The sequence below is a fragment of the Arcanobacterium haemolyticum DSM 20595 genome (assembly GCF_000092365.1).
Taxonomy (GTDB): Bacteria; Actinomycetota; Actinomycetes; order Actinomycetales; family Actinomycetaceae; genus Arcanobacterium; species Arcanobacterium haemolyticum.
Map to the genome: position 1 here is coordinate 1,143,681 of NC_014218.1, position 14,167 is coordinate 1,157,847.

Sequence of the window (14,167 nt, forward strand, 5' to 3'; positions counted from 1 at the left end):
CAGGCATTTCCTATAGCCTCACATTAAGCCCGCCGCCGCGCAATAACAGCTCCAGCAGCAATGAACGCCATGGCCACAAGGCCCAATGCTCCTGCAACGGTACCGGTGGCAGCCAAAGCCTTACCAGCAGAGGCCACCTGGGTAGGTGGAACTGGAATCGTGCGCCCGGGTCGATCGGAGTTCCCGCCTTGTGTTCCCGGAGTGCGGTCTTCTTCCCCACCATTATTGGAAGAATCCGGTTGAGTATCCTTCGAGTCATCGATGGTCACCTTGACGGCGATAACGCGTGAGGATTCAAGACCGTTTGGTTGCACCGCACGGATTGTCACAGTATTAGCGCCTTCCTTGAACTCGGTTCCAGACGCGAACTGTAGTTCAGTTTCGCCCTCTACGCCACCGGTTCCGAGAAGGTCTGCTACCCCGTCGTCGTCGATTGTGTAGTGGGAAAACACCTGTTCACCAATGGTTGCGAATTTCGCTAGTTGGCTCTTCGCTACCGTAACGTCTACCGATTCAGGACCCTTGATGGTTGGGATTCGATCCACAACGATACTGACGGAGGAAACGGTTTGGTTTCCTGCCAGGTCGGTTGCGGTTGCGGTCATTGCGTAGTTTCCTGCTGGCAGTTTGTCTACGGCGAACGGAATTGCGAGTTCGCGTGCAGTCACGGTCGCTTTGCTTCCAGAAACAACGACTTCATCCTTTGGCTGCTCGGCCGCCTTGTCACCAGTTTCGGTTTCCTTTTCTTCCAGACGCTTCTTTTCAGCCGAGCGAGCCAGTGCTTCCTTTCGGATCTCACGTACGTCTGCCATGAGTTCTTCTGGCTTCTTTTCTGTCATTTCAACGTCGGAATATTGGGTATCGGTGAAGATTTGCTTGCCTTTGTGGTCCACAACTGAGAGCGTGAACCCGCGCAGATTTTTATCTTCAGCCTTGGTAACGATTGTGGCGTCGCTTTCAAGACGACGTCCGTCCACCACCGGTTGCTTTTCTTGAGTGAAGCCGACGACGGGGGCGTCCTTATCCACAACTACCGGATAAACACCAAGGATTTGGTTGCCGAAACGATCGATGACCGTGACGAGTACCTTATCGCCGTCTTCTACCTTCACTGGGTAGGTGAATTCGCGTTCGTTCGATTCTGGCCCGTGGCCTGCTTCGTTTTCGCGCTCTTCAACCGTGTCCTTGTTGATGAGGAACTTGTATCCCCAGCCATCATCGGAAACCTTTCCAGTAAAGGTAACAGCGTCCTGGTTAGTGAAGATCGATCCTGCAATCACGTTCGGTTCGCTGAACGTGACTGTTGGAACGTTGACATCAATGAGTAGCTTGAAGGATTGCGCCTTCGTGCGAACAGGTTCCTTTTCCCCTGCAACAAACAGTTCAAGCCGGTAATGATTCTGGCCAGTTTCTGCGTGAACAGGAAGAGCGAACTTTCCGTCTTTCTGGATTGTCGCAACAAATGGTTTACCTTCAGCCATCACACCGTCACGATCATCTCCGGATGGTACGAGTTGAAGTTTGGCCACAGTTCCTGCGTTCACCGTGCCGCGCAACGTGAACGTCTTCGTGGCACGATCATAATCTGGCGTGGTGTTTGGAACAGCACACACTGGGATGTTCTGACCACAGGTAGCGTTGTCAATCTTTGGAAGGTTTGCACTAAATGACGTGAAGCCTCCCGGCGGAAGTGGCGGTGGAGGTGGTACGCCTGGTCCACCTGGCAACGGCGGAGGTGGCGGCGGCACACCTGGACCACCTGGTCCTGCCGGATCAGGCGTAAAGTCACCAGTCACAGATACCGTCTTGGTAGTACGGTTTCCGCCGTCAGATCCAACAACGGTGATTTCTTGAGTTTCCTCATCGAAGTCAACCGTTACAGTGAACGTCTTACTGTTCTTGGTCACATCGTCGCTCAAGGTAGCGTTCTGCCCATTAGCAATAACGCTCAATTCGGCTAGGTCACTGTTATCCGCGATAGTACCCGAAATAGTGGCCTTATTTCCGTCGATCTTACGTTCCGTGATCTTAAGAGTTGGAGCAACGTTGTCATAATACGGAGTCAGAACAATCGACTTAAGCACCTTACCGGTTTTATCAAACGCCTTGACCTCGATCTTGTTCTCCCCCACCGTGAGAGGTGCAAGAGTTTCGAAGTGATGCTTATCAATCTCAACGTTCTTGCCGTTGACGGTCAGACTATCAACTTCAGGCGCAACGTAACCGCTGATAACTGCCTTAGGCCCAGCAGGTTCACCGTACTTCACAACGAATGGCGTGACGTCACCGATAAGTTTTTTCGTCATCGCAGTTTCGAAGGCAATAGCCAGCTTGTCATCATGCAAAATCTTGTGTTCGCGTGCAACGTTTGCAGCCATATCGCCTGCCGTGATGGCCACGTATTTAGCGTCTTTCCCAACCTTCACACGGAAGTGAGTATCCGATTCGTTAATACGTTCAGAGACGATGTTCACCGCGCGATCAGTTTCCGCGATCGGCTTGACCTGAATTCCTGAACCTTCATCAACAACATCAAAGTTCACGTATTCGCCGTCATACTCACCAATCGTGATCTTTGGAACCGATGTATCGACGCCAAATGGAAGTTTCACTTCTTGCCAAGGGTGCTTTTCTGACACGCGCGACTTGATATGGAAAACATACTTACCATCGGGAACAACTGTGTACTTGACGTTTTTCTTATCATAGATCTTGCCGTCGAACCCGTATGCTCCCGCGGTGAAGAGGATGTCTTCGCGAGTTGCTCCCGGTTCAACTGCGTGCTTGAGTTGCGGGCGGCGCAGATCCTGCTGCTTTCCGGTGGTTTGCTTGAACTTTCCGTCCTCGCTCGTTACCGAGTATTCGACGTCGGCGGCGTTGCGGCGGATCAACATCTGTGGGAACACCACGTCCTGCATCTGATCACCGTTTGGAGAGATCCACAACGAAAGGTCACGCTTGTTGTCCTTGTTTTCTGCAAGATCCTGCACTTCAGTCAGTGGCACTGCTGAATCTTCGCGCAAGGTAGCAAGAACAGTAGAGGCCTTAACCTTCACTGGATCGCCCCACTGTTCGCCTGCCGGAGCGATGATCGCTTCCTTGTTCCAGTTGCCCACGAATCCGAGGTACGGAATCGCAAGATCTGGAACCTGGGTTCCCTTGAGCTCTGCCCAGCCTTCAATATAGTGGTCAGTTCCCACGGCGGGAGACACGGTGAACGTAATTTTTTCTTCGGCTCCCGGCTGGATAACTACCGAGTCACGATCAGCGGTCAGGGATTCTTTAGTTGCCACGAACGTCGTTGTCTTTTCATTCACCCCGTTCGTTTCATTCACAACGCGCTGCGCTGGAACTGAATAAACTGCGGCCATCGAACCGTGGTTGTGAAGCGTAACGGTGAACGATTTTGGCCCACTCAGTTCGCCCAAAGAAACGAACGGTTCGCCGTCAACGGTGGCGGTAACATTCGCTTCCGCAGCGTTATCAACGCGAGCAAGACCCGCACCCACCTGACGTGGTGCGTACGGAACGTTCTGTTCGTTAGTAGGAATCTGGGCCGTGTTCATGAGCGCGGTACGAATCCGCTTCACGATGTCCACACGAGACATCTTCGGGTTCTGCTTCGTGAAATGCTGCCACAGGAGCGCAGAAAGTCCGGACACGTTTGGCGCAGCCATCGACGTACCAGAATCCGATGCGTAGCGATCCTTATTCAACGTAGAGAAGACTTCGCCGCCGATACCTGCGATATGCGGCGCAAAATCGAGCGTTGGGGTTGGGCCCCAGGAGGTGAACGACGACGGACGAAGGTGCTTCTTCCCCGCATAGTCAACCAGCTGGCGTTTGTCAGTGAACGTCACTTTGACTTCACCCTGCTTGATTGCTTCAGCAATCTTCACGCCAACTGAATGGTAGGTTGATGCCGAAAACTGGGTGTACTTTTCTACGCCGCCCATGCCAATGAATTCTTCGCCGCGCTTTTCATCGTTGTAGACGAGAACCCCGATAGCGCCCGCTTCATCGATGGCACGCTTGAACATGTCAGAGAATTTTTCTTTACCGCGCTGAATGAGCGCGATGTTTCCCTTGACTTGGGCTTTCTTTTCGGGAGTGAACTCCCCTGCTCCACCGTACCCAAAGTCCACGATCGTATGTTCTGTGTTGTCCGGTTTGCCGGTGGAAGTCTTGTGGATGAGGTTTTCTTCCTTGCCATCCTTCTTCTTCCATTTGGCCAAAGGAAGCACTTGCACCGCATTATCAAGGGAAGCCACAGCGAACGCGCCCGTATCAGCGGCTGGCGATCCGAGCGTGCCGTCGTCTAGTTGCCCACGAGTATCGTTCGTATCCCCGTTTTCGGAGAAGTTCAGGCCTTCGTTTCCGGCAGCAACAACTACCATCACGCCGGCTTCGCGCGCCTTCTTGATTGCGCGGAATACGCCATCGGATGCGTTACGATTTCCGTTTGCCGAACCGAGCGACATATTGATGATGTCTGCCTTGAGTTTGACCGATTTTTCAATCGCCGCGATCAAGTCCGAATCGCTTGCCCGCGAATCAGGTTTGTTGGAGAAAACTTTCATGGCCAAGAGTTGCGCTTTAGGTGCAACGCCGTCGAAACTTTGATTTTCGACGACGTCGGCCTTGCCGTGTGCCGACCCGTTCGCGGCAACGATGCCAGAGACGTGTTGACCATGCTCCGACTTATTCTTGTCCGTAATCTCAAAGTTCTCATCAGCAAAGTTGTAACCTGTTGGCACCTTGCAGGTGAAAATGCTGTGCTTTGTGTCAGGCTTGAGCTTGGCTTTCTTACAATCTTCATCGGTGAACTTGAGATCCTTGTGCGTTGGATCGATACCCGAATCGATAATCGAAACGACAACACCAGTACCGTCTAAACCATGGCGTTCATAAGCTTGTGGAACGCCTTCCATCTGGCGGGCATTGTGTTCTGCACGAGCATAGGTGCGTTCGAATTTAACCGACGATACTCGTGGTTCATTCTGCAACGCAGCCATTTTCTTCACGGGCATGTCCGCCGAGAAACCGTTAACGAGGTACCCAAGCTGGCGGCGAACTTTTAAGCCATATTTCTTCTGCCAGCGTGACAGTAGCTCTTCTTGAGTCTCAATATGCTTTTCTTCTGATGATTCAGATGGATCGAATTCCTGGTCTTTAAGCATAACCAGCACGCGAGCCCGCTTTGATTCGGCCGTTGCACTCCGCCCAAGTATTTCTTCCATGTCATGGAACGATAACTCGCTACCGGCGGAGTGCGGCTTTTCGACGAATGGACTCGCCGTCGCACACGGGGCAAGACCTAGAGATATGCTCACCACCGATGCGAATGCAACTGAGGAAAATAATCGCCTCATTATGCCTCCTTATGTTTATCAGCACTACAACCAAACCAGATTTACTTTTCCCTGACTAGCGGATATCATATTATGAACGATTCTTTTATAGATTTCCTCTAAACATTGACATTGACTTACTAAAGTCATAGTATTTCTTTTATACATTTTGTTGGTGTGAGCCTTTGGTTCCTCTGCTAAGCTAGAGTAACTACGTTTCTAACATTGATGTATCGCAGGTGGTTACTATTAGTCCCTCATCGCACGTCTATCGACTCGGCTTGTGGCTATGCGTAATCAGTGGCCTCATGTATGCATCGTTTTTGATAGAAGCTGTCTTTAATTTTCCACTTGATCCCGCGTCCAGTTATCTATCTGAATACTTTGCGCGCGATAGCCCCTACCGGTTAGTTTTCGCTACAGCCGATCTTTTATCGGCTGCTCTAGTTCTGTCAGGTATCATCTGTTTAGCGGAAGTTTTTACCCTATGGAACAAAGTCCAGATTCTCATCGCTATTGGGTATTCCGTGTTCGCAATCGCTACCGTGTTTGATGTAACGCTACCGTTAAAATGCGCCGAATCCCTCAGCTATTGTGAACAAACTGGATTAACCGCACACATGGTGGCATCCGCGATTGCCAATATCGCATTGTGTGCTGTTGCCCTGTTAACGCTGTTGATGGCATATCGTGGGCGCTTCTTACAGCCTAATACGTCAGTAATCGCTGGAGTATCGATGCTTTACATTTTCTTTACTGTGGTTGTGACGATCTGTAATTTTGGCGGGTACCCAGTCGGTTATCCGCAACGAATCCAAGTGTTCTTTTCATGCGCGATTTTAATGTTCGCAGGAAGTGTGTTGCGCCCTTATGGTATTACTGATTCCCGGATTAGCACTCGCACCTGAACTTTATGCCGCATATCAACCCCACGTATCCATCTATGATCCGTGGGGTCATTCGTGGACTCATGCAGATTTTGAGTTTGACTCCCCTGAACAAGTTACGCTCATCGGCCATTCACTTGGCGGGCTGGTTGCTCTGGAGTGGGCACTTCAATTTCCTGAGCGAATAAACGCACTGATCCTGTTAGATCCAACCTTCCCTGCGTTACACACACAATTACACAGCCCCCGGTTTTCTTCGCTTATTTCTCAGATAGCGTCGCCTTTTATTCCACTGGCCTTTACCCCATTCGTAGATCGTGCTGTTATTCAACAACGCTACCGTGGAAAAGAAAACGTGAAGTTCTTGTACGAACAGTCTGCAACGGCGTCAATAGTCGAACACCGGGTAGCAAAACTACTAAAAGATACGCAACTAGAGGTACCTACACAGATCCTTGTGGGCGCAGGAAATGGGAGCGAACGGCGTTTCCTCACTGAGCAAGATCAACTCGGCCAGATCCTGAACGCACCAACGCACAAGCTCTGGGGCGAAGGGCATCTCTTCCCTTTAACGCACCCAGAGCTTGTGTGGCCGTTTATTTCTCAGGTTTAACAAATGGGAAAGCAAGAACGTCACGGATCGTTGTGCCGGTTAAGAACATAACCATCCGATCCATGCCAATTCCCAAACCACCCGTTGGAGGCATACCGAATTCAAGCGCAGTTAAGAACGGTTCGTCGATTTCCATTGCCTCAGGATCACCACCGGCGGCCAACAGAGACTGCTGTGTGAAGCGGGCTCGTTGTTCAAGTGGATGAGCCAACTCTGTATAAGCTGTGCCTAGCTCCATTCCCAATCCCACCAGGTCCCAACGTTGAGCAATGTGCGGATTATCTGGATCGGCCATCGTCAAAGGCGAAGTTTCTACCGGGAATCCTGTGTAGAACGTTGGAAATACCGTAGACGATTCAATCAACTCATCATACAGCTCAGTAACAAGCTGTCCCACTGTTTCTGCTTCGATTTCGTAACGTTCACACAGGTCCGCATACTCTGCAATAGTGGAGCCTGGAACAATCGTGCGTCCTACAGCTTCAGACACGGCATCGAATACTGAAACAACTGGCCAAGGCTGGGAGAGATCTAGAACCGTGCCGTCTTCTGCCACGATTTCTGGCTTGCCATGAATCGCGGTAGCAGCCCCACGGAACAATTCTTCCGTTAAAACACGCATCGTATCCCAATCTCCGTATGCTTCATACGCTTCAAGTGAAGTGAATTCAGGATTGTGTGTGGCGTCCACACCTTCATTACGGAAGTTTCGGCCGATCTCAAATACTTTCGGCGTACCACCAACCACCAGGCGTTTAAGGTAAAGCTCTGGAGCAATACGCAAGGTGAGCGCCTGATCATAGGCGCGGATGTGCGTGCGGAACGGGCGGGCGTTCGCACCACCGTGGATTGTTTGCAAAATAGGGGTTTCGGCTTCCAAGTAGCCTTGCGCGTACAGAGTCTGACGAACATAGGCAACCACCTGTGCCCGAGCACGGAACAAGTTATAAGCCTGTGGATTCATCGCATAATCGATGTGCCGTAGTTTGGCACGAAGGTGCGGGTTTGTGAGCGGGATTTTTGGCATAGGTACCAGTGATTTGGCAGCCATAGCCCACGATTCGCCAAGGAGCGAAAATGTGCCAGAATGCGATGCGCCAAGATCACCAGTAACCGAAACCAGATCACCACGATTCACACAAGCCCGGAACGTTGCCCACGCCTCCCCTGCACTTCGTTCGAAAATCACCTGGATGTGAGCGTGTTCTTCCACGATATCGGCAAACACAACACCACCGTAATCACGAACGTGGTGAACACGGCCGGTCAAGGACATGTGGCCTGCCTCCATATTCACCGCATCGGCGATGGAGTGTGTACGTGGCACACTAACTGGATACCCGATCCCTCCGCCTTGTTCAAATTCTACGAGTTTGCGGCGTCGAACCCGGCGCTGTTCCGGAATCCGTGGTTCTGGAACGTCCTGATGAATGAGTGATTTTTCTAATTCAATAATCTCGTGTGGATCACCAACCGGCGGGAAGTAGCGTGAAATCGACGGCAAGAAGCCTTCTGCCGTGGCGTATGCGATCAGCGTACGAGCAGTGAAGAATGCGTTATCGACGCACAAATAGCGCGTCTGCCAGCGGGGCCGGTACTTCACATTCGATCTGTAGAGTGAATAAATCTGCCACCAGCGGGAGGTGAACATCAAGAACTTGAGCGCGAAGCGTTCACGTGGGCTGGCACCGACTTTGGCACCACGTTCAATAGTTTCGCGCATCACCACAAAGTTAAGTGAAATCTGTTCGATGCCCATGTTTTGGGCTTCTTGAGCCAAAGAGGCCACCATGAATTCAGTCACGCCAGAAACGGCATCCGGCGAACGCCGCATCACATCCAGCGATAGACCATGCAAACCCCACGGAGCAAACGTCAAGATTCCAACAGGATGACCATCGGCATCGTGGGCTGTGACGATCACGCTACGGAAATCACGCGGATCCCCTACACGTTCCGACGCCATCGTAAAACCACGTTCATCACCTACACGCCACGCATCTGCACGTAATGAGAGCTCGATAAGTTCATCAGCTGGAATCGAACTTTGACGGCGAACTTTCACAGTGTAGCCCGCACGGTTCGGGGCGCTCAGCGCGCGCCGAACATCAGGCAAATCTTTCACATGAAAATCGGCCACGTCGATGATCGTCTCATCACCCAGCGGGATCGCATTTAGGCTGGCACTCTTGTATGCTCGCGCACCGGCTTCTGACGCAGATACGGCGGCCACCACCCACGAATTCTTCCGGGCATGGGCACGCCACTCTTTAATCGCAGCTTTCCAGGATGCCGGATCACCGATTGGATCGCCGGCAGCCAAGCACACACCGTTGACTACACGGTACGTCACAGCAGCTTTCTGATCTGGCGATGCCACAACGTTTCTGTCATATCGCGTTGCGAAATAGCCTAAAGAATCTGGCGATGGCGGATCCAGGAGGAGCCGCCGGATCATCATGTGTTCTTCAGAACTGACTGATGGCACTTTTGCAGACTTTAGCAACACGATCAGTGCGATATAGAGACCGCCGGCGGATATGATTCCTGAAATAACGCGGACGGCTGGTGGAGCCCAGTATTGGCCGCGTTCGGCCAGATCATCTGGCGAAAGCCCTAACGCTGTATTAAGGGCGGTTTCGAATAGGTGACTTTCGGCGTGCATCGGCGAAAATGAGAGTAATGCCCAGGCTATGAGTGTAGACACTATTATGCTGCCAACGAGTATGCCGAAGGCGAGGATCCAGCGCCCACGTACTCGCATCGGGAATTCTTTAAGAGACCAGAATCCTACACATATGTATGCGAGCGAGAAGAGAGTGTTGCTCATGATTTCTGCTACAACAGGGAATGGCGTAGGGCTGAACGTACCGTATATTAGCCATAGATTTTCGAGACCGTTAATGAACGTGGGGACTTGGATCACTATGAGGTAGAAAATGAGGGCGGCACGATGCCCTCGAAGCATTCCCGAGGTGAGGATAATCATCAACAGTGTGATGAAGAGCGTTGGATATCCGGGAAGGGCGATGAATACAAAGAAAAAATCAACACGTTCAACAAAATGTGGTGCCACATGCCGTAAAAGTAGCCCCACAAATAACCAAAGTGCCGATATTTGTGTTGTTATGAGGATCAGCGATGATCGTTGGAAACGTGTTTTTTCAACCATGTCATCGATTTTAATAGAGATTGGAAGCGAACATTGTCAACATGGCTGTAACGTGTAGTCGCAATATGCGCATTGGGACGTTCCGTTGATGGATCGTGTGGCGAGGCCGCGTTCTACGTGTGTCACGCATCGTGTGTTGGAACAGGTGAGTGTTTTTTCCAGTTTCGAACGTGACATTTCGGGACGTTCCAGGGCATGTGTATCATTTTCACTATCGTTGAGCAGATGATAGATGAGCGCGGAGCGCATCATTTTTCCGTTATAAGTTTGTTCAAAATAGCGTGCTCGCGGATCCTTATCTACGGCGGGAGAGATTTCGCCCACACGTGGGAGTGGATGCATGACGATCGCGTTTTCGGGTGCCTGTGTCATTTCTTTCGGGGTAAGTTCGTAGGCGCCTTTGAGGCGTTCGTATTGCGTTGGGTCTGTGAAGCGTTCGCGTTGGACGCGGGTCATATAGATGACGTCGGCTTCAGGTAGTGCTTCGTTGAGGGACGTTGTTTGCACGACGTCGTTGCCCGCCTCACGTAGGTTCGTTACGAATTCGTGTGGGAGCGCGAGTTCGGGTGGGCTAACCATGATGAATCGATTATCTGGATAACGCATCATAGCGTGGAGGAGAGAGTGAACGGTGCGGCCGTAGAGCAGGTCTCCGACCACCACGATTGCAAGGCCAGACAGGCGCCCGAATGCTCGTTCGATGGTGAGTAGATCGGCTAGGGTTTGAGTAGGGTGGAAATGTCCGCCGTCACCTGCGTTGATGACGGGGATGTTTGCCGCTTGAGCGGCTACTAGTGCTGCCCCATCGTTCGGATGCCGAATCGCCACAATATCCGCATAATTAGAGACTACGGCGAGTGTATCGGCAATCGATTCACCTTTCGACGCCGATGAGTTGCTTGCCGATGGTACTGAGATAACCTGCCCGCCAAGTCCGTACATGGCTGATTCGAAACTGAGCCGGGTGCGGGTGGATGGTTCGTAGAACAAGGTGGCAAGGATCCTACGAGCTGCGGCACTTTGATATTCTTCTGGCCGCTCGATCATGGCGTGAGCCGTGGCAATGAGGTGATTGATTTCTTCGATGGAAAGATCGGCAATATCGATGATGCTACGCATTGGTTTACTCCTGTTCGTTCATCCACGATTCATCGCGCGGGTTGTCACGGAATGCACGCAAACGCGGAATATCGGTTGCGTGAATCTGGCCGGTGGCAACAGCGGCGTCAATAACGTCGTCAAATGTGGTGAGCGTGGTTAATGTGGTGCGGGAGGCGGCCAGCGCTTCGCTGGCCGCCTCCATTCCGTATGTGAAGAGAGCTACGATACCGCAAACGTGGCCACCAGCATCGCGCAACGCATTTACTACGTCGATAACCGAGCCTGCGGTTGAGATCAGGTCTTCAACAACCACGACCTTCGCACCTGGTTCGAGTTTGCCTTCAATCCTGTTGGTACGGCCGTGATCCTTAGCAGAGGATCGCACGTATCCCATGGGAAGCCCGAGCCGATCTGCCGCGAGCGCCGCGTGTGCTATTCCTGCGGTGGCGGTTCCCATGAGAACTTCTGCTTCTGGGAAGTGTGTGCGGATGCGTTCAGCGAGTGCTTCTTCGATAAGGTTGCGCTGTGCCGGGGCGGTGAGGACTAGGCGGTTGTCTGTGTAGATTGGGCTTTTAATACCGGATGCCCATGTGAATGGTTCGTTCGGGCGTAGGAATACTGCTTTGATAGCGAGCAGTGAGTGGGCGACTGTTTGTGCGGTGTTCATGAGCAAAATTCCTTTACGCAACGGGTGTAAGCGGCAACTGGATCGATGGCTTGGGTGATTGGGCGGCCCACAACGATCATGTTGGAGCCGAGTTCTTTGGCGCCTTCTGGTGTGGTAATTCGGCATTGATCGTCTTTGGTAGAGTCTGCGAATCGGATACCGGGTGTGACTGTGAGAAAGGATGAACCGAGTTTGTTGTGGACGATTCCGGATTCGAGTGGAGAGCAGACCACGCCGTCGAGTCCTGCGCTTTTGGCGTTGCGTGCGTATGTTGCTACTACGTCAGCAACCGGTTCTTTGATGAGGAGTTCGTTTTCGAGTGTGGCTTGGCTGGTTGAGGTAAGTTGGGTGACTCCTATCAGGAGCGGCCGTGTGCCATCGTCACGGGTAAGCCCGTTACGTGCCGCTTCCATCATGGCTATTCCGCCAGCACAATGAAGGTTTGTCATATCCACGTCTAGTCCGGAAAGGACCCGCATTGTTTTGTGAACAGTTTGTGGAATGTCATGGAGTTTGAGATCAAGGAAGATTTTGTGTCCGCGCTTCTTCACGTCGCGAACTAGTTGCGCCCCGGCAGAATAAAATATTTCCATTCCGAATTTCACGAAGGGTTTTTCTTCAGTGAAGAGGTCTAAAAATTCGATCAGCGTCTGTGCTGAATCGAAATCGCACGCAATAATGACGTCACGGTTCATCGTTAGTTGATTCCTTTCTCGTATTTCTTTACTAAGTCACGAAGTGAAGAGATCCCGTTGCGGTTCATCTCCCCTGGTAGATCGCGAATAATCGTGTGGCAGGCGTATGGATCGATCAAGTTGGCTGTTCCTACTTGCACAGCAGTGGCTCCAGCGTGCATCATTTCCAGCACGTCTGCCGCACTTTGTACTCCCCCGATTCCAATGATGGGAATGTTCACCGCGTGGCTCACATCCCATATCAAGCGAATTGCCATCGGGAACACTCCTGGGCCGGACACCCCTCCCGTGCGGTTCGCCAAAATCGGCGCGCCCGTACGTAGGTTCAACCGCATTCCCACGAACGTGTTAATCAGACTCAACGCATCGGCTCCGGCAACCTCACACGCTTGGGCAATCTCAACCACGCGCGATGAGTTAGGTGAGAGCTTCATAATGACTGGCTTAGACGTAACGCTCTTAATCTCTGCGCATACCTCCGCCGCCGATTCGGGCGAATCAGCAAACGTCTTTCCGCCGTCGTGAACATTTGGGCAAGAAACGTTGATCTCCAACCAGCCCACATTCTCCACCGCATCCAGTGTGGCGGCCACATGCTTATATTCAGCAATCGAAAAGCCCGCCACATTCGCCATCACAGGTTTATGGAAGTACGACTTCATGGCGGGCAACTCGTGCGCCACTACCGCATCCACACCCGGGTTGGCCAAACCGATAGCATTCAGCATCCCGCCCGGCGCCTCGGCAATCCGTGGCTGAGCTTTTCCGTGGCGCGGCTCCGCCGTCGTCCCCTTAAACGAAAAGGTTCCCAATTCGTTAATGTCCCACAACGCAGCAAACTCAGCCCCAAAACCGAACGTTCCAGATGCTCCCATCACGGGGTTATCTAAATCGATCCCGCACAGCGATACGCTCAAGCGATTCATCACGCAACCTCCTCAAGAACGTCAGCGCCATCGAAAACTGGGCCTTCCACGCACACGCGCTCCAACCCGCGAACCGTGGGCACACTACAACCCAAACACGCACCAAAACCGCACCCCATGTGACTCTCCAAACTCACCTGAAGATGCCCACTCACCTGCGCTTTTAGAGAACGCAACATGCCTTCTGGGCCACACGCCAAAACCTGCCGGGTATCCTGTGGCAACGCGGCCGTCACATACCCTCGCACGCCGAACGAACCGTCCTCAGTAGTCACACTCACGTCACACCCCAACGCGGCAAACTCATCCGCCGCATAAACCGCGCTCGCCGTCCGAAAACCCAGCACCACCTGCGGCCGCGCCCCCTGCGCAACCGCAGCCTTCGCCGCAAAATACAACGGAGGAATCCCCGAACCGCCACCAATCAACACCGGGCGATCCCCCACGCAACTCATATCAAAGCCGTGCCCCAACGGGCCCAACACGTCAATCACAGAACCCACTGCAATCTCCGCGAGCGCCCGTGTGCCAGCACCCACCTTGGCAATAATCACGCTCACGATCGCGCGGCCATCACACCACTCACAATCCGCGATAGCCAACGGGCGCCGCAAGAAAAAACCCGGAATGCTCACGTTCACGAACTGGCCCGGATATGCCTGTTCGAAACCGGCGCATTCGAACCGAAGGCGATAAATCTGTTCCGTCAATGGTTCGTTCGCAACCACGCGGGCGTCTCCACGAAGATTCGTCAT

General features: G+C 52.4%; 9 protein-coding genes. 2 read left to right on the forward strand and 7 right to left on the reverse strand.

Annotated elements, in window-relative coordinates; all coding sequences use genetic code 11:
* Positions 1-23 precede the first annotated feature (23 nt).
* Positions 24-5,372 (reverse strand): S8 family serine peptidase, encoded by a 5,349-nt coding sequence (locus ARCH_RS09375; RefSeq protein ID WP_013170231.1) that lies wholly within the window; start codon positions 5,370-5,372, stop codon positions 24-26.
* 287 nt (positions 5,373-5,659) lie between these two features.
* On the opposite strand from ARCH_RS09375, the gene ARCH_RS05165 reads away from it, so the two are divergent.
* Complete coding sequence (locus ARCH_RS05165; protein ID WP_041640375.1) at positions 5,660-6,259, forward strand: DUF998 domain-containing protein; 600 nt, start codon at positions 5,660-5,662, stop codon at positions 6,257-6,259.
* Positions 6,222-6,851, forward strand: coding sequence for an alpha/beta fold hydrolase (locus tag ARCH_RS05170; RefSeq protein WP_013170233.1), 630 nt, complete (start codon positions 6,222-6,224; stop codon positions 6,849-6,851). Before ARCH_RS05165 ends, ARCH_RS05170 begins: the two co-directional genes overlap by 38 nt.
* Here the strand turns inward: ARCH_RS05170 and lysX are convergent.
* From lysX to ARCH_RS05200, 6 genes are read right to left on the reverse strand one after another with little or no spacing between them, the layout of a single operon-like run.
* Complete coding sequence (gene lysX / locus ARCH_RS05175; protein ID WP_013170234.1) at positions 6,835-10,023, reverse strand: bifunctional lysylphosphatidylglycerol synthetase/lysine--tRNA ligase LysX; 3,189 nt, start codon at positions 10,021-10,023, stop codon at positions 6,835-6,837. The genes ARCH_RS05170 and lysX overlap by 17 nt on opposite strands.
* A 36-nt stretch (positions 10,024-10,059) precedes the next feature.
* Positions 10,060-11,142 (reverse strand): aspartate carbamoyltransferase, encoded by a 1,083-nt coding sequence (gene pyrB, locus ARCH_RS05180; protein WP_013170235.1) that lies wholly within the window; start codon positions 11,140-11,142, stop codon positions 10,060-10,062.
* A 4-nt stretch (positions 11,143-11,146) separates the two neighbouring features.
* Positions 11,147-11,791: an orotate phosphoribosyltransferase gene (gene pyrE, locus ARCH_RS05185; RefSeq protein ID WP_013170236.1), complete on the reverse strand. Its 645-nt coding sequence runs from the start codon at positions 11,789-11,791 to the stop codon at positions 11,147-11,149.
* Complete coding sequence (pyrF, locus tag ARCH_RS05190; RefSeq protein WP_013170237.1) at positions 11,788-12,486, reverse strand: orotidine-5'-phosphate decarboxylase; 699 nt, start codon at positions 12,484-12,486, stop codon at positions 11,788-11,790. The genes pyrE and pyrF overlap by 4 nt, the downstream gene beginning before the upstream one ends.
* Before the next feature lie 2 nt (positions 12,487-12,488).
* Entirely contained in the window at positions 12,489-13,412 is a 924-nt protein-coding gene (locus tag ARCH_RS05195; RefSeq protein ID WP_013170238.1) for a dihydroorotate dehydrogenase, read from the reverse strand.
* On the reverse strand, positions 13,412-14,167 hold the full coding sequence (locus ARCH_RS05200; RefSeq protein ID WP_013170239.1) for a dihydroorotate dehydrogenase electron transfer subunit: 756 nt from the start codon (positions 14,165-14,167) through the stop codon (positions 13,412-13,414). The genes ARCH_RS05195 and ARCH_RS05200 overlap by 1 nt, the downstream gene beginning before the upstream one ends.

What these genes read in the sequence shown, in the direction of transcription:
- pyrB (WP_013170235.1), bottom strand. Translation starts at nt 11,142, where the DNA reads ATGCGTAGCATCATCGATATTGCCGATCTTTCCATCGAAGAAATCAAT.
- ARCH_RS09375 (WP_013170231.1), bottom strand. Translation starts at nt 5,372, where the DNA reads ATGAGGCGATTATTTTCCTCAGTTGCATTCGCATCGGTGGTGAGCATA.
- ARCH_RS05195 (WP_013170238.1), bottom strand. Translation starts at nt 13,412, where the DNA reads ATGAATCGCTTGAGCGTATCGCTGTGCGGGATCGATTTAGATAACCCC.
- ARCH_RS05200 (WP_013170239.1), bottom strand. Translation starts at nt 14,167, where the DNA reads ATGACGAATCTTCGTGGAGACGCCCGCGTGGTTGCGAACGAACCATTG.
- lysX (WP_013170234.1), bottom strand. Translation starts at nt 10,023, where the DNA reads ATGGTTGAAAAAACACGTTTCCAACGATCATCGCTGATCCTCATAACA.
- pyrE (WP_013170236.1), bottom strand. Translation starts at nt 11,791, where the DNA reads ATGAACACCGCACAAACAGTCGCCCACTCACTGCTCGCTATCAAAGCA.
- pyrF (WP_013170237.1), bottom strand. Translation starts at nt 12,486, where the DNA reads ATGAACCGTGACGTCATTATTGCGTGCGATTTCGATTCAGCACAGACG.
- ARCH_RS05165 (WP_041640375.1), top strand. Translation starts at nt 5,660, where the DNA reads ATGTATGCATCGTTTTTGATAGAAGCTGTCTTTAATTTTCCACTTGAT.
- ARCH_RS05170 (WP_013170233.1), top strand. Translation starts at nt 6,222, where the DNA reads ATGGTATTACTGATTCCCGGATTAGCACTCGCACCTGAACTTTATGCC.